The sequence below is a fragment of the Pseudomonas helmanticensis genome (assembly GCF_900182985.1).
GTDB classification, from domain to species: domain Bacteria; phylum Pseudomonadota; class Gammaproteobacteria; order Pseudomonadales; family Pseudomonadaceae; genus Aquipseudomonas; species Aquipseudomonas helmanticensis.
Genome location: NZ_FXUY01000001.1, coordinates 4,245,563 through 4,259,835, shown reverse-complemented (window position 1 = coordinate 4,259,835; position 14,273 = coordinate 4,245,563). Strand labels below are relative to the sequence as shown.

The 14,273-nt window shown below is 59.1% G+C and carries 16 protein-coding genes; 6 read left to right on the top strand and 10 right to left on the bottom strand.

Going from position 1 to position 14,273, the window contains the following annotated elements; all coding sequences use genetic code 11:
- Positions 1-10 precede the first annotated feature (10 nt).
- Positions 11-739: a carbonic anhydrase gene (locus tag QOL84_RS18945; protein WP_129387148.1), complete on the bottom strand. Its 729-nt coding sequence runs from the start codon at positions 737-739 to the stop codon at positions 11-13.
- A 237-nt stretch (positions 740-976) separates the two neighbouring features.
- A complete protein-coding gene (locus QOL84_RS18940; protein ID WP_283438181.1) occupies positions 977-2,035 on the bottom strand; it encodes a PA0069 family radical SAM protein in 1,059 nt (352 codons plus the stop codon).
- A gap of 233 nt (positions 2,036-2,268) precedes the next feature.
- On the opposite strand from QOL84_RS18940, the gene QOL84_RS18935 reads away from it, so the two are divergent.
- Positions 2,269-2,571 (top strand): hypothetical protein, encoded by a 303-nt coding sequence (locus tag QOL84_RS18935; protein ID WP_283438180.1) that lies wholly within the window; start codon positions 2,269-2,271, stop codon positions 2,569-2,571.
- Positions 2,572-2,646: 75 nt separating this feature from the next.
- Here the strand turns inward: QOL84_RS18935 and QOL84_RS18930 are convergent, their stop codons facing one another.
- Genes QOL84_RS18930 through QOL84_RS18920 form a run of 3 tightly spaced genes read right to left on the bottom strand, consistent with a single transcriptional unit; the run spans position 2,647 to position 6,494 of the window.
- The gene (locus QOL84_RS18930) at positions 2,647-3,948 is read right to left on the bottom strand and encodes a c-type cytochrome (protein WP_283438179.1); all 1,302 of its coding nucleotides are present in this window, start codon (positions 3,946-3,948) and stop codon (positions 2,647-2,649) included.
- A 12-nt stretch (positions 3,949-3,960) separates the two neighbouring features.
- The gene (locus tag QOL84_RS18925; protein ID WP_283438178.1) at positions 3,961-5,745 is read right to left on the bottom strand and encodes a GMC family oxidoreductase; all 1,785 of its coding nucleotides are present in this window, start codon (positions 5,743-5,745) and stop codon (positions 3,961-3,963) included.
- Positions 5,746-5,747: 2 nt separating this feature from the next.
- Positions 5,748-6,494 carry a gluconate 2-dehydrogenase subunit 3 family protein gene (locus QOL84_RS18920; RefSeq protein WP_283438177.1) on the bottom strand — a complete coding sequence of 249 codons (747 nt, stop codon included), beginning with the start codon at positions 6,492-6,494 and terminating at the stop codon, positions 5,748-5,750.
- Between the two features lie 303 nt (positions 6,495-6,797).
- Between QOL84_RS18920 and QOL84_RS18915 the strand changes: the two genes are divergently transcribed.
- Positions 6,798-7,442: a dual specificity protein phosphatase family protein gene (locus QOL84_RS18915; RefSeq protein ID WP_283438176.1), complete on the top strand. Its 645-nt coding sequence runs from the start codon at positions 6,798-6,800 to the stop codon at positions 7,440-7,442.
- 45 nt (positions 7,443-7,487) lie between these two features.
- Here QOL84_RS18915 and QOL84_RS18910 read toward each other — a convergent pair whose 3' ends face one another.
- On the bottom strand, positions 7,488-7,775 hold the full coding sequence (locus QOL84_RS18910) for a YheV family putative zinc ribbon protein (RefSeq protein WP_283438175.1): 288 nt from the start codon (positions 7,773-7,775) through the stop codon (positions 7,488-7,490).
- Positions 7,772-9,823, bottom strand: coding sequence for an oligopeptidase A (gene prlC / locus QOL84_RS18905; RefSeq protein ID WP_283438174.1), 2,052 nt, complete (start codon positions 9,821-9,823; stop codon positions 7,772-7,774). Before prlC ends, QOL84_RS18910 begins: the two co-directional genes overlap by 4 nt.
- A gap of 88 nt (positions 9,824-9,911) precedes the next feature.
- Here prlC and QOL84_RS18900 point away from each other — a divergent pair, with 88 nt between their 5' ends.
- Both QOL84_RS18900 and QOL84_RS18895 read left to right on the top strand, forming a co-directional pair.
- Positions 9,912-10,457 (top strand): gamma carbonic anhydrase family protein, encoded by a 546-nt coding sequence (locus tag QOL84_RS18900; RefSeq protein WP_283438173.1) that lies wholly within the window; start codon positions 9,912-9,914, stop codon positions 10,455-10,457.
- Positions 10,458-10,486: 29 nt separating this feature from the next.
- On the top strand, positions 10,487-11,137 hold the full coding sequence (locus QOL84_RS18895) for an HAD family hydrolase (protein ID WP_283438172.1): 651 nt from the start codon (positions 10,487-10,489) through the stop codon (positions 11,135-11,137).
- Positions 11,138-11,230: 93 nt separating this feature from the next.
- Here QOL84_RS18895 and QOL84_RS18890 read toward each other — a convergent pair whose 3' ends face one another.
- Positions 11,231-12,313 (bottom strand): aminopeptidase, encoded by a 1,083-nt coding sequence (locus QOL84_RS18890; RefSeq protein WP_283438171.1) that lies wholly within the window; start codon positions 12,311-12,313, stop codon positions 11,231-11,233.
- Positions 12,314-12,371: 58 nt separating this feature from the next.
- Here QOL84_RS18890 and QOL84_RS18885 point away from each other — a divergent pair, with 58 nt between their 5' ends.
- A complete protein-coding gene (locus tag QOL84_RS18885) occupies positions 12,372-12,794 on the top strand; it encodes a PA0061/PA0062 family lipoprotein (protein WP_283438170.1) in 423 nt (140 codons plus the stop codon).
- Between the two features lie 40 nt (positions 12,795-12,834).
- Complete coding sequence (locus QOL84_RS18880) at positions 12,835-13,254, top strand: PA0061/PA0062 family lipoprotein (RefSeq protein WP_283438169.1); 420 nt, start codon at positions 12,835-12,837, stop codon at positions 13,252-13,254.
- Positions 13,255-13,260: 6 nt separating this feature from the next.
- On the opposite strand, the gene QOL84_RS18875 is transcribed toward QOL84_RS18880, so the two are convergent.
- Both QOL84_RS18875 and QOL84_RS18870 read right to left on the bottom strand, forming a co-directional pair.
- On the bottom strand, positions 13,261-13,500 hold the full coding sequence (locus QOL84_RS18875) for a DUF1161 domain-containing protein (RefSeq protein WP_129387190.1): 240 nt from the start codon (positions 13,498-13,500) through the stop codon (positions 13,261-13,263).
- Between the two features lie 259 nt (positions 13,501-13,759).
- The gene (locus QOL84_RS18870) at positions 13,760-14,191 is read right to left on the bottom strand and encodes an OsmC family protein (RefSeq protein ID WP_283438168.1); all 432 of its coding nucleotides are present in this window, start codon (positions 14,189-14,191) and stop codon (positions 13,760-13,762) included.
- Positions 14,192-14,273: the final 82 nt, after the last annotated feature.

Here is a 14,273-nt window from a genome sequence, read left to right as displayed (position 1 = left end):
TTAGGAAGATTTAGAAGCGCGCTTTCGGCGTCGCCACCGGAATCGGATGGCTACCATCGAGCGGCAGGAAACGTCCCTGATCCGCGTCGTAAGCTTTGATTTCGCTGGTTTCGATGTCGTAGACCCAACCATGGATGAACAGATGACCGTTCGCCATGCGCGAGGCTACCGAAGGATGGGTGCGCAAGTGCTGCAGTTGGGCGATGACGTTTTCCTCGGTGAGGATCGGCATGCTTTCTTTTTCGTCGGCGCAGTTACAGTTCTCATGCACCATGGTTTTTGCCACTTCCGCGTGGCGCAGCCAGGCTTTGACCGTCGGCATTTTTTCCAGGCTGTCCGGGTTGAGCACTGCACGCATGGCGCCGCAATCGGAGTGGCCGCAGATGATGATGTGCTGCACGCCGAGCGCCAGTACCGCGTATTCGATTGCGGTGGAAACGCCGCCGTTCATCTGCCCGTAAGGCGGGACAACGTTGCCGACGTTACGGGTCACGAACAGATCGCCGGGCGAGCTGTGCGTAATCAGCTCGGGAACGATGCGCGAATCAGCGCAGGTGATGAACATCGCTTTCGGCGCCTGGGCCGTGGCGAGTTTCTTGAAGAGTTCTTCCTGCTGCGGAAAAATCTCATGATGAAAATGCAAAAAGCCGTCTACGATCTGGCGCAGCGCTGCATCGGCGGATTCCGCTTCAGGGGTTTGCGCCGACGCAGCCAACGGCTGTTTATCCTTGTCACTCATGATTCATCCTCTTAGGCGGATTCAGGGAGTCTTCCCCGGTATTCCGGTATGAAGCCAGTGGCTGTTTAAAACTATCCGGGTCATCCCGACCCGTCAGTCACTCGATGAACAAGGTAGCCGCCGAAACTTAACTCAAACTGAATCAAACGCTCTAGAACGTGTGTTCCAGGTCACAAAAAACGTGACTGCGGGTTTCGGCGGAAGGACTCCAACCCCTCAACCATAGGCCAATTGTCGCTAAATCAACGACATCTGGCGACCCGGCGGACAGAAGGCGCTGCAATCAAGGTTGTAGCCTTCGCGGTGATTCAAACCCAGACGCTTGATGGCTTTGGCAAAACGTTGCGCGAGCAGGTCGGCAAACACCCCTTCGCCGCGCATGCGCGCGCCGAAACGACTGTCATAGAGCTCGCCGCCACGGCTCTGGCGGATCAGGCTCAGCACGTGCGTGGCGCGCTGCGGATAGTGCGCCGCCAGCCATTCCTCAAACAGCGGCGCCACTTCCAGTGGCAGGCGCAGCATCATGTAGGCAGCGCTTTGTGCGCCGGCGGCGTGGGCTTCGGTGAGCAGGCTCTCGATTTCGCTGTCGTTGATCATCGGAATCATCGGCGAACACAGTACGCCGACCGGAATCCCCGCTTCGCGCATCACCCGGATCGCGCGTAAGCGCGCCTTGGGCGCCGCCGCGCGCGGTTCGAGGATGCGTTTGAGTTCGTCGTCCAGCGTGGTCAGGCTGATCATCACCGCCACCAGCCGTTGCTGCGCCAGTTCGGTAAGCAGGTCGAGATCGCGCAGGATCAGCGAACCTTTGGTGACAATGGTCACTGGATGCCGATAGCGCAGCAGCACCTCGAGGATTTGCCGGGTGATCTTGTGTTCGCGTTCGATCGGCTGATACGGGTCGGTATTTGAACCCAGATTGATCGGTGCGCATTGATAGCCGCGTTTGCTCAGCTGTTCTTCCAGCACCTGCGCAGCATTGGTCTTGGCGATCAGCTTCGTTTCGAAATCCAGCCCTGGCGACATGTCCCAATAGGCGTGGCTCGGCCGCGCGTAGCAATAGATGCAGCCATGTTCGCAGCCGCGATAGGGATTGATCGAACGGTCGAAGGGCAGGTCCGGCGAGGTGTTGCGGGTAATGATGGTTTTTGCGGTTTCGATCATCACCTCGGTGTTCTGCGTCTCGGGCACTTCCTGAAACCAGCCGTCATCTTCGGCCACCGAACGATTCGGCGCGAAACGGTTGTGCGGGTTGGTCGCGGTGCCGCGTCCGCGAGGTGGCAAAGGCGTGTGCATCGCAGGCATCCTGATCGCTGTATGTGCATACAGTATCGCTGGTGCGAAGAAACAGCTAGTGCCGTTCGGCGATTTACATGATTCAACAGTACCCTTGCAAATGCGGGATCTTCTTTGATCAATGCTGTTACTGCAACCCAGAGACACATCTTTGAACTGGCAGTGTAAAACGCCAAGTCGTTAGTATTGGTTTTGTTGTCATTCTGCTATTCAATATTTAAAAGGAATTAATCATGTCTAACTTCAATCATCGTGGCATCTTTCTGCAGAAGCTTGGGCCGACTCCGGTTGATCCGGATGAGGTACTGGTGTCCATGCAATTTGCGTTGAAAGAGTCGGGTTGGGATGCAGAGAACGGCGTGCCGACCGAGTCATTGCTGGATTCGCGGATTATCATCGCCTCTTCTTATGACGCCGGTAAAACCTTTGATGTACGTAATGAAAAAGATGTCGATGGTGATGGGGATATTGATGCAGATGACAAGGCCAAGTTGCTCGCGCTGGCCAAGGCTTACGTAAACATCATGAACCCATAAGATGGGTTGAATGCTGGATTAGTTGCGATGTAAAAATAAAAGCCCTGCCCGAATGAATGCGAGCAGGGCTTTTTATTAGTTGTTGTTGGTTACTTGGCCGAGATCATCTGCCGAAGTGTTTTTCATTTCGCTGGTGCGCAAACGACTGACGTCGTCAGCGCCGACCGCCGCCCCCTTGTTGCCCCAACTGCCACGAATAAAACTCACCACATCCGCCACTTCCTGATCCGACAGGCGCCAAGCGAAACCCGGCATGGTGAAGGTCGACGGTGCGGTGTGCGTCGCCGGCAACGTACCGCCCTTGAGCACGATGTGAATCAACGAGGTCGGGTCTGCCGATTGCAGCACCGGATTGCCTGCCAGCGCCGGGAACACTCGCGTGTAACCATGGCCGTCGGTGCGGTGGCACGCCGCGCAGTTGTCGATGTACACCGACGCGCCGCGTTGACTGTCGTCACCGTTCCACAAGGCCTTGGCCGCTTTCTCGTCGTACTGATGCGGCTGATCGGCAGGATCACTGGCCGGCAACGACTTGAGGTAGCGGGCAATCGCGGTCAGGTCGGCGTCGGTCATGTATTGCATGCTGTGGGTGACCACATCGCTCATGCCGCCGAACACCGCACTGCGATCGCTGCGCCCGGTCTTGAGGAACTGCACCAGTTGCTCTTCGCGCCAGCCGCCGAGGCCATCCTTGTGATCGCCGCGCAGGCTCTTGGCGATCCAGCCTTCCAGCGGTGCACTGCCGGCGAGGAAGTTGCTGCCATCCGCCGCACTGAGGGATTTTTCCTGCATGGTCAGCGCCCGTGGCGTGTGGCAGGCGCCGCAGTGGCCGAGGCCTTCAACCAGATAGGCGCCACGGTCGATCACCGGGTCGGTACTCGTTGCTTTGTAGTCCTCGACCTTCGGCGCAAACATCCAGCGCCAGCCCATCAGCGGCCAGCGCATGCTCAACGGCCACGGAATGTCGCTGGCCTTGTTCTCTTGCGCGACCGGTTGTACGCCGTGCATGAAGTACGCATACAACGCTTGCATGTCGGTTTCGCTGACACGCGCGTAGGACGGATACGGCATCGCCGGGTACAACGTGCTGCCGTTTTTGGCGACGCCATGGCGCACGGCTTGATCGAAGTCTTCGAAGCTGTAATCACCGACGCCGGTTTTATCCGGGGTGATGTTGGTCGAGTAGATCGTGCCGATCGGGGTTTCCATTGGCAGGCCACCGGCGAACGGCTTGCCGCCCTTGGCGGTGTGGCAGGCCACGCAGTCACCGGCACGGGCGAGGTATTCGCCTTGTTTGATCAATGCTTGATCAACGTCAGCCGCATGAATTGAGGCGCTGCCGAGCAGCGCCAGGGTCGCGATAACGAGATTTTTCATGGTCATCGCTCCTTAAGCCTGAACCAGCGGGCCGGGTTTTTTCAGGTATTGCTCGCGGATCGCCTTCGCCGACCAATAGGTCAGTGCGGCAACCAGCCCGGTCGGGTTGTAACCCAGGCCCTGCGGGAACGCCGAGGCGCCCGGGACGAAGACGTTGTGCACGTCCCAGCTCTGCAAGTAGCGGTTCAGCGCGCTGGTCTTCGGATCGGTGCCCATGATCGCGCCGCCGTTGAGGTGGGTGGTCTGATACGCCGCGGTGTTGAAGTGATCGCCGACTTGCTTGCCGATCACCGCAATGGCTTTCGGCCCCATCGCTTCGGCGACCTTGCCCATTTTTTCGACCATGAAGCGGTTCATCTTGATGTCGTTTTCCTGCCAGTCGAAGGTCATCCGCAGCAGCGGCAAACCGTAGGCATCGCGGTACACCGGATCGAGGTCGAGGTAGTTGCCACGGTAGGACTGATGCGCGCCGTGGGCGTCCATCGACACCTGGTGGGTGTAGTAATCGGCGGTCGCGCGTTTCCAGTCACTGCCCCAGGCCGGGGTGCCCGGCGGGTTCGAGGTGCCGGCAATCGGCCGGCTGCCGGCCTGGTTGACCCACATCGGCGAACCGCCGACGAAGCCGTGCGGGCCGTGGTCGAAGTTGTCGGCATTGAAGTCATCCAGCGCCACGCCGTTGCCGCCGGCGCCGATGAAGTTGTTGGTGTGGGTGTCCTTGTCGAAGAACGCCTTGATGGTCGCCATGTTCTGGTAGGCGAAGTTACGCCCGACCACGCCTTCGCCAGTCTTCGGGTCGTACGGTTTGCCGATGCCGGACAGCAGCATCAGCCGCACGTTATGCAACTGGAAGGCGCCGAGGATCACCAGATCCGCCGGTTGCTCGATCTCGCGGCCCTGGCCGTCGACGTAGGTGACGCCGGTGGCTTTGCTCTTGGTGCTGTCGAGGTTGATCCGCAGCACGTGGGCGTTGGCGCGCAGCTCGAAATTCGGCAGCGGTTTCAGCGCCGGCAGAATGTTCACGTTCGGCGAAGCCTTGGAGTACATGTAGCAAACATAACCGCTGCAAAAACCGCAGAAGTTGCACGGACCCATCTGCGCGCCGTAAGGGTTGGTGTACGGCCCGGAGGTGTTTGCCGAAGGCAGGTTGTAAGGTTTGTAACCGACCTCTGTAGCCGCTTTGCCGAACAGCTGTGCGGAAACCGTATTCTTCTGCGCTTCCAACGGGAACGGGTTGGAGCGATCCGGCGCGTACGGGTTGCCGCCCTTGCCCTGACCGACCAATTGACCTTTCACCGTCCACGCCTGGCCCGAGGTGCCGAAGACTTTTTCGGCGAAATCGAAAAACGGCTCCAGCTCTTCATAGCTGACGCCGAAGTCCTGGATGGTCATGTCCTTGGGGATGAAGCTTTTGCCGTAGCGCTCTTCGTAGTGGCTGCGCATGCGCAACTCGATCGGGTCGACCCGGAAGTGCACGCCCGACCAGTGCAGGCCGGCACCGCCGACGCCGTTGCCCGGCAGGAACGCGCCCAACTGGCGGTTCGGCAGGGCGATGTCGTTAACGCTGTGGCGAATGGTGACGGTCTCTTTGGAGATGTCTTGAAAGAGTTTTTTGCGCACGCTGTAGGTGAGTTCGTCGATCACCTGCGGATAGTTACCGTCGGGGTAGGTGTCCTGCATCGGCCCGCGCTCCAGCGCCAGCACGTTCAAACCTGCTTCGGTGAGTTCCTTGGCCATGATTGCGCCGGTCCAGCCGAAACCGATGATGACTGCGTCAACCTTCTTCATTACCGTTGCCATGCTTACGCCCTCTCGCCGCGAATCGAAACTGCCGGGAAGGGGTATTGCTCGTTGCGTTCCACCCAATCCATGAAATCGGCGCGGGCGCCGGGGAAGCCGATCATGGTCCAGCCGACCATGCCTTTGTTGCCGCCGTGGATCGGGTCGCAGAAGAACCCTTCCTTGGTGTTTTGCAGCAGCAGATTGAAGAACATCTTCGCCGGAACCGCTTCGAACTGCGGTTTTCCAGCTTCGAGTTGCTTGAGCAAATCTTCTCGGGTAGCGCTGTCTTGCTCAGCAAATACTTTACCGTTGAGGGATTTTGCCCACTGATCCGTGGCAGCGATGCCGAGGCGATAGATCTCTTTGGGCACCAGTTTGCTCTGCCAGCCCATTTCAGGAGCAGCGTCGGCGTTGAACGGGCCTTGCATGTACCACAGGGCACCCGCGGCGTACGGCGTGTTCATCTGCCGGTCGATGTATTCCGGCACGCCGGCTTCGAGCGCGCCCGGGCCTTGAGCATCGTTGGGGATCAATTGCGCGACGGCGGCATTGATGAACGCCCATTCTTCGGCGGTGAAGTAGCTCGGCTGATAAACGCCAGCATCCGCTCGAACCGGCTGCGGCGCGGGTGCTGCCGGCGCTGCTTCAGGCGCGGCTTGCAGGACGCTGCTGCCCAGACCGGTGCCGGCCAGGGTGACGACGGGGATCAGGGTCAGGGATTTGCGCAAAAAATCACGCCGCGGGTTGTCTCGACTTTCATCAGACATGGGGTGCACCTCATCAGGCATCAGGGGTAGCCGTTTCTGCGAACGGCTCGAGGATTTTTTCGTCGCGACGTGGCCGGGATGACCCGGAAAAGGGGGACGCGTCTGCAACATCGTGTGACAAATGGTAGCAGGCTAAGCTTCCGGGTGAACCGATTCAGTCGAAAAAAGAGCGGTTTTTATTGGCTGAACCCGATGAAACAGCGCTGATTCACGATTCTTTTACAAATGGCTCACGGGGCTTTGACCGCCCAACATCGAAGCTGTGGCTCCTTTCATCGATGAATCCCGACACGGTCACCCAGCATGTCCCGAGTGCGTTTGTTCTCTGCTTTGTGTTTATCGCTTGTAGTGCTGTTGCTGTGGATGCCGGCCCACGCCGCGTCGGCAACGGCTGTTCGCCTGACTGAATGGGCGCAGCCGGTCGAGGTGCAATACAACCTGTTCCAGATGTCGCCAACGCTCTACCGCAGCGCGTTGCCGGATGGCGGCGCAGTCCCGTTGCTGAAAAATCTCAAAGTCGCCACGGTGATCAACTTCCTGCCGGAAGCCGACAGCAGCTGGCTGGCCGAGCCAGGCATCAATCAAGTGCAACTGCCGTATCGCACCAACCACGTCGACGACGCCGATGTGCTGAAGACGTTGCGCGCCATTCAGGCCGCCGAAGCCAATGGCCCGGTGCTGATGCATTGCAAACACGGCTCTGACCGCACCGGCCTGATGGCGGCGATGTATCGGGTGGTGGTGCAGGGCTGGAGCAAAGAGGATGCCTTGAGCGAAATGACCCAGGGCGGTTTTGGTGAAAGCGGCCACTTTCGCGACAGCGTGCGCTACGTGATGCAGGCTGATGCCGACAAGTTGCGCACGGCGCTGGCCAATGGTGATTGCAGCACCAGCGCGTTCGCTACTTGCTCGATGAAGAGCTGGTTTCAGTCAGTCAATCTGAAGTGAAGACTACCTCCCACGGCATTGCGCTGTGGGAGGTCATGTCGCGGCTCAGTCTTCAGTCTTCTTCTTCAGCTTCGGATTCGGAAAGAACTGCACCGCTTGCACGGTCTTGTCTGGCGCAGCTTTGCTGATAGCGCTGGTATTAACCCGCGTGCCCAGCTCTTTCGGTACCGAAAGCCCTTGCTCGTTGAGCGTGTCGGAGTAACCGCAAGCCACGCACTCACGATGCGGGACGAGGTCTTCGTTCCACATCATCAACTTGTCCGGCTCGCTGCACGCCGGGCAGACTGCCCCGGCGATAAAGCGTTTTTTGGTAATCACAGGCCCCTCACTCATGCTGCCGCGTCCTCACTCAGGCCGCTGTGGCGCAACAATGCGTCAATCGATGGCTCACGACCACGGAAGTCGACGAACAGCACCATCGGTGCCTGCGAACCGCCGCGCGCCAGAATCGCTTCGCGAAAGGCCCGACCGGTTTCTGCGTTGAGTACGCCGTCCTCTTCGAATTTCGAGAAAGCATCGGCCGACAACACTTCAGCCCACTTGTAGCTGTAGTAACCCGCCGCGTAACCGCCGGCGAAGATGTGCGCGAAGCTGTTCGGGAAGCGGTTGTAGACCGGCGGACGCATGACCGACACCTCGTCACGCACACCTTCGAGCACCTGCGCGACACTGCGGCCATCACCGTGGGTGGCGTGCAGTTCGAAGTCGAACAGCGAGAATTCCAGCTGACGGACCATCATCAGGCCGGACTGGAAGTTCTTCGCCGCGAGCATTTTTTCCAGCAGGTCCTGTGGCAGTGGCTCGCCGCTTTCGTAGTGTCCGGAAATCAGCGCGAGGCCTTCCGGCTCCCAGCACCAGTTTTCCATGAACTGACTCGGCAGCTCGACCGCGTCCCACGCCACGCCGTTAATGCCGGAAACACCGGCGTGATCAACGCGGGTCAGCAGGTGATGCAGGCCATGACCGAATTCGTGGAACAGCGTGGTCACTTCATCGTGGGTCAGCAGCGCAGGTTTGCCGCTGTCGGCCGGGGTGAAGTTGCACACCAGATTGGCGACTGGGCTTTGCAGCACGCCGTCGATGGTGCGACGACGATCGCGGGCGCCGTCCATCCAGGCACCGCCACGCTTGTTGGCGCGGGCATAGAGATCGAAGAAGAAGCGGCCGACGTGCTGGCCGTTTTCCTTGATTTCGAATAGGCGCACGTCCGGGTGCCAGGTGTCGAAGCCTTTCTGCTCGGCGATTTCGATGCCGTACAGGCGCTGAACGATGGCAAACAGACCGCCCAGCACTTTGTCGATGGGGAAGTAGGCGCGCAGGGTTTCCTGAGCGACGCTGTAGCGTTGTTCACGCAGCTTCTCGCCGTAGAAACCGCTGTCCCAGCTTTGCAGGTCGGCGCAGCCCTGTTCGGCGGCGTAGGCGCGCAGCTGTTGTAAATCCTGCGCGGCGAACGGCTTGCTGCGCTTGGCCAGATCGCGCAGGAAGCTCAGCACCTGATCGCTGGAGTCGGCCATTTTGGTCGCCAGGCTCAGCTCGGAGAAGCTGCTGAAACCGAGCAGCTTGGCCAGTTCCTGACGCAGGTCGAGGATATCTTCCATCACCGGGCCGTTGTCGTTCTGGCCGGCGTTCGGTCCTTGGTCCGAGGCGCGGGTGCAGTAGGCGGCGTAGACTTCTTCACGCAGCGCACGATCCTGCGCGTAGGTCATCACCGCGTAGTAGCTCGGGAATTCCAGGGTGATCAGCCAGCCGTCGAGGCCTTTGGCCTGTGCGGCGGCAGCCATTTGCGCCTTGGCCGAATCGGTCAGGCCGGCGAGTGCGGCTTCGTCGGTGACGTGCTTGGTCCACGCCTGAGTGGCATCGAGCAATTGATTGGAGAAGCGGCTGCCCAGCTCGGACAGTTTGCTCTGCACTTCGGCATAACGTTTCTGTTCGGCTTCCGGCAGGTCGATACCCGACAGACGGAAGTCACGCAGGGCGTGTTCCAGAATAGTCTTCTGCGCCACGTCGAAACCGCCGGCTTGCGGGCTGTTGGCCAGTGCTTCATAAGCCTGGAACAGCTCGCGGTTCTGGCCCATCTCGGTGGAATAGGCGCTCAGGGCTGGCAGGCACGACTCGTAGGCTTCACGCAGTTCGGCGCTGTTGCACACGGCATTAAGGTGGCTGACCGGGCTCCAGGCAGCGCCGAGGCGATCATTGAGTTCGTCCATCGCCAGCACCAGGCCGGCCCAGGTAGGGTTCTCGACCTGAGTCTTGAGGATTTCGGCAATGGCGGCGCGGTTGTCGGCCAGGATCGTTTCGATGGCGGGCAGGACATGTTCGGCACGGATCGTGGAGAACGGTGGCAGGTCATAGGACTGCAGCAGAGGGTTGTTCACGCTCACGGTTGGCACCTTGGCTGGGGAAACATGCAACCATCTTAATTACAATCGGCATTCACCGCAGCTATCGGCGACAGAGAGAGAAATTATCGTGTCCGTTCGCAAGTACCAGAATCACACCCCGCGCTTGAGCAAAGGCGCGTTTGTCGACGGCTCGGCGGTGGTGATCGGCGACGTCGAAATCGGCGCAGACAGCTCCGTATGGCCGCTGACCGTGATCCGCGGCGACATGCACCGCATCCGCATCGGTGCGCGCACCAGCGTGCAGGACGGCTGCGTGTTGCACATCACCCACGCCGGCCCGTTCAACCCCGACGGCTTCCCGCTGCTGATCGGCGATGACGTGACCATCGCCCACAAAGTCATGCTGCATGGCTGCAGCGTCGGCAGCCGCGTATTGATCGGCATGGGCAGCATCGTCATGGACGGCGCGGTGGTTGAAGACGACGTGATCATTGGCGCCGGCAGCCTGGTGCCGCCGGGCAAGCGCCTTGCAAGTGGCTTCCTTTATGTCGGCAGTCCGGTGAAGCAGGTGCGTCCGCTCTCCGACAAGGAAAAAGCCTTCTTCACCTACAGCGCCGCCAATTACGTAAAGCTCAAGAACCTGCATCTCGCCGAAGGCTACGACACACTCTGAATCGAATTTGCGCCTACCCAGGAATTTCCATGCATTACCAAACCGTATTGTTTGACCTCGATGGCACCCTCACCGACCCGCGTGAGGGCATCACCCGCTCCATCCAGTTCGCCCTCGCCAAGCTCGGCATCGATGAGCCGGATCTGAGCAAACTCGAACACTTCATTGGCCCGCCGCTGTTGCAGGCGTTCATGCAGTTTTATGAATTTGACGAGGCGAAAGCGTGGCAGGCGGTGAATTTCTATCGCGAGCGTTTCAAGGTCACTGGCCTGTATGAAAACCGCGTGTTTGATGGCGTCACGCCGTTGTTGGAAACCCTCAGTGGCCAAGGCCGGCAGCTGTATATCGCCACGTCGAAACCGTGGGAATTTGCCCGCGAGATTGCCCGGCATTTTGATTTCGCCCGGCACTTCAAAGTGATTTACGGCAGCGAACTGGATGGCACGCGGACCAACAAGGTCGAGTTGATTGCGCATCTGATGAAAGAAGAAGGGCTGGATCCGGCGAACACGCTGATGATCGGCGACCGCAAGCATGACCTGATCGGTGCGCGCAGCAATGGGTTGGATGCGGCGGCGGTGGGGTATGGGTTTGGCAGTTTTGAAGAGTTGAATGCCGAGGCGCCGGCTTATCACTTTGAAACACTGGAAGAGTTGCATCAGGCGTTTCTGCGGCGCTGATCAGATTGCTATCGCGAGCAGGCTCACTCCTACATTTGGAACGCATTCCCCTGTAGGAGTGAGCCTGCTCGCGATGACGCCCTTTCAGCCACCTCAGCCTTCCGGATCTGCCAACGCTCTTAGTGCCGCCTTGCGCTCAGCCGCCGGCAACCCACCCAACCGCTCAACCTCAGCGTAAAACCTCAGCCAATCCCCCCCGACCTTTTTAAACAACGCCGCAAACGCCGGCACCCACTGGTCATACAGCCCAAACGGCAGCAACCGCGCATTGTTCAACGGCGTATTCACCCAAGCGTCATAACGCATGTCCCCGGCCCACTGGCTGTCCCTCATCAGCCGATAATCCCGGCGGAACTGCTCGAACTCGGCCGCTTTGCGCTCGCGCATTTGCTCTGCCGGCAAAGGTTGGGCATACAACTTCTCCAACCGTGATCGGGTAGCGAGGACCAATTCGATGAACTGATCACGCTGCTGCAATCGCGCGTCGGTGTCCGCCGGCAACCCACGAAATGCTTGCCACTGCCGCGTGCCTTCCTGCTCGACAAACGTGGCAAAGGATTCGTTGAATTCGGTGTCGTCCTTCACATAAAAACGCTGATGCGCCAGTTCGTGAAAGATCAGCGTGGCCAGGCGTTCATCGCCCCAGCCCAGCATCGAGTTGAGGATCGGGTCGTTGAACCAGCCCAGCGTCGAATAGGCTTCGACACCGCCAATCGACACGTCCATGCCTTGCAAGCGCTGGATCGCCGCTTCACCGCGCGCCGCGCTCTGGCTGTAGTAACCCCGATAGGCCACGCAACCGGCAATCGGGAAGCAATGGTTTTGCGGCGTCAGGGAAAATTCTGCGGTGGCGAACACGTTCCACACCACGAACGGCCGGCCAATGTCGGCGTACAGGCGATAGCTCTGGTTATCCGGCAAGTGCAGTTGCTCGCTGGCGAACGCACGGGCCTTTTGTGACTGAGCCAGGTGCGCGCGCAATTTCGCATCGCGGTGTGGGTCGGCGATGACTTTTTCCACCGGCTCACGCGCGCGCAGCAATTGCAGCTGACCGCTGGCCAACTGGCTGTAATAGCTCACGCTGACGCAACCGTTGAGCAACAAAAACATCACACCCGGAAACAAAACCCGAAAAACGCGATCAAGTAACCCAAGGCTTGGAAACGGCCTGATCAAAATAAGAAATCCCCGGAGAGTCTTTTCGCAAGACTATCTCGCCTAAAGGAGCACCGCTATGCGCACGTTGATGCTGACAGGGGGCCTGCTGACACTGGCCGGTTGTGCCAATTTCGGAATCCCCGATCCTGACCCTTCGCAAGCCTGGATCGATCTCGATGCACGGCAACAGGACACGGCGCTGCAAGCGCTGCAAGTCGATACCCAGGTGACCAGCGATAAACGCTACTTCGAAGTGCAGCCCGGCAGCCATGAGCTGAAGGTTCGTTATCAATTTCCCGTCGAGGCGACCAACATCGGTCCCGATGCCGAGCCGCTGTGGCGCGATTGCCAGTTGAGTGTGAAATTCAAGGACTTCAATGCCGGCCAGCGTTATCAATTGCAGGCTGGCAGTATCGGTTTCCGACCGTGGGCCAAGCTTTATGACGAGCAGCGCAAAGTGGTCGGTCAGGGCACGCCGGCAGGCTGTCAGCGCACTTGATCGGCGCTATGCTGAGTATCCGGATCTGTGGATATTCATCATGCGCAAGTTGCTGTTGTTGCTCGTTGCCAGTCTTGTAGCGGGTTGTCAGACGCCGCTGCCCCCGGTCGATCCGCAAATGGCCTGGGTCGACTTTGCGACACCGACACCCGGCGGCAAATTACTGATGGCTGAGCGCCTCGACAATCAACGACTGAATGACGGGCGCTACTTTCAGGTCACCCCCGGCAGTCATGAGTTGCGGGTGCGCTTCGATTTTGAGGTGTTTGGCGGTGGCGGCAGTTTGATGACCGGGCCGGTAGAGCGCCTGTGCTACCTGTACATTCGCTACGACCATTTCGAGGCGGGGCAGCGTTATGTGCTGGAAGGGCGTTCGCTGGCGTTCACCCCGAGTGCCCGGCTGTACAACGGCAAGCGTGAAATCGTCGCCGAGGATCATGACTACAACTGCATCAACTGAGATGGCTCAGCTGTCGTTCTTTTGATAGATGATCGCTTTAGTGCCGTATTCGCAGGTGCCCACTACCATCGCCACGTCGTGCTTGTCGGCCTCTTCCTTGCTGACGATTTCCAGCGTGTAGGACGGCACGGCGTTGGCCTGGATCTTGATCTCGATTTCTTTTTTCAGTTCTTCGCAGTCTTTGGGTGCCGCCATAACCGAGGTGGCCAGTGCACTGCAGAGGATCGCCAAGCCAATACGTTTCATGAGTGAAGCTCCCTGAGGCAGCGCGCACGGGCGTGCGCTGAAGCTGCTGTCACTTATTCGACCATATTTTTACAGCGAGGGTTCTGACTTCGCTCACAAGTTGTGCTGAAGGTTTCAAACCTTGGGCGATCTGCAGATGGCTATCGCGAGCAGGCTCACTCCTAAAGGGGATCTTCGTTGTTCACAAAAATTGTGACCGCTGGAGATCAATTGTAGGAGTGAGCCTGCTCGCGATAGCGTCAGACCGCTCAGCGTCGAATCAACTGGCCAGCGAAGCCTCAAGCGTAATCTTCGCATTCAGCACCTTCGACACCGGGCATCCTTCCTTGGCCTTGTTGCTCAACTCTTCAAACTGCGCCTGAGTCGCCCCAGGGATTTTCGCCTTGAGGATCAGCTTCACTGCGGTAATCGCGAAGCCGCCGTCAACCTGGTCAAGCGTGACTTCAGCCTGGGTATCAATGCTGTCGGCCTTGAGCCCCGCATCGCCCAGAATCATCGAAAACGCCATGGAGAAACAGCCGGCATGCGCCGCGCCGATCAGTTCTTCCGGGTTGGTGCCCTTGCCGCCTTCGAAGCGGGCTTTGAAGCCGTAGGGTGCTTCTCTGAGGACACCGGTTTCGGTGGAGATCGAGCCGATGCCGGTTTTCAGATCGCCTGCCCAATGTGCGGATGCTTTCTTCACGATAGCCATGTCTGCCTCCTCAAGATCTGGCGCGGAAACGCCGCACCGTCGTGGTTTTTGCTTGCAAGGCTTCTGAGGATAGACGGCGGAA

Bases quoted from the DNA above. Each gene is read 5' to 3' on its own strand.
- QOL84_RS18940 (WP_283438181.1), bottom strand. From the start codon at position 2,035: ATGCACACGCCTTTGCCACCTCGCGGACGCGGCACCGCGACCAACCCG.
- QOL84_RS18930 (WP_283438179.1), bottom strand. From the start codon at position 3,948: ATGAAAAATCTCGTTATCGCGACCCTGGCGCTGCTCGGCAGCGCCTCA.
- QOL84_RS18920 (WP_283438177.1), bottom strand. From the start codon at position 6,494: ATGTCTGATGAAAGTCGAGACAACCCGCGGCGTGATTTTTTGCGCAAA.
- QOL84_RS18885 (WP_283438170.1), top strand. From the start codon at position 12,372: ATGCGCACGTTGATGCTGACAGGGGGCCTGCTGACACTGGCCGGTTGT.
- QOL84_RS18910 (WP_283438175.1), bottom strand. From the start codon at position 7,775: ATGAGTGAGGGGCCTGTGATTACCAAAAAACGCTTTATCGCCGGGGCA.
- QOL84_RS18895 (WP_283438172.1), top strand. From the start codon at position 10,487: ATGCATTACCAAACCGTATTGTTTGACCTCGATGGCACCCTCACCGAC.
- QOL84_RS18925 (WP_283438178.1), bottom strand. From the start codon at position 5,745: ATGGCAACGGTAATGAAGAAGGTTGACGCAGTCATCATCGGTTTCGGC.
- QOL84_RS18945 (WP_129387148.1), bottom strand. From the start codon at position 739: ATGAGTGACAAGGATAAACAGCCGTTGGCTGCGTCGGCGCAAACCCCT.
- QOL84_RS18870 (WP_283438168.1), bottom strand. From the start codon at position 14,191: ATGGCTATCGTGAAGAAAGCATCCGCACATTGGGCAGGCGATCTGAAA.
- QOL84_RS18915 (WP_283438176.1), top strand. From the start codon at position 6,798: ATGTCCCGAGTGCGTTTGTTCTCTGCTTTGTGTTTATCGCTTGTAGTG.
- QOL84_RS18875 (WP_129387190.1), bottom strand. From the start codon at position 13,500: ATGAAACGTATTGGCTTGGCGATCCTCTGCAGTGCACTGGCCACCTCG.
- QOL84_RS18880 (WP_283438169.1), top strand. From the start codon at position 12,835: ATGCGCAAGTTGCTGTTGTTGCTCGTTGCCAGTCTTGTAGCGGGTTGT.
- QOL84_RS18935 (WP_283438180.1), top strand. From the start codon at position 2,269: ATGTCTAACTTCAATCATCGTGGCATCTTTCTGCAGAAGCTTGGGCCG.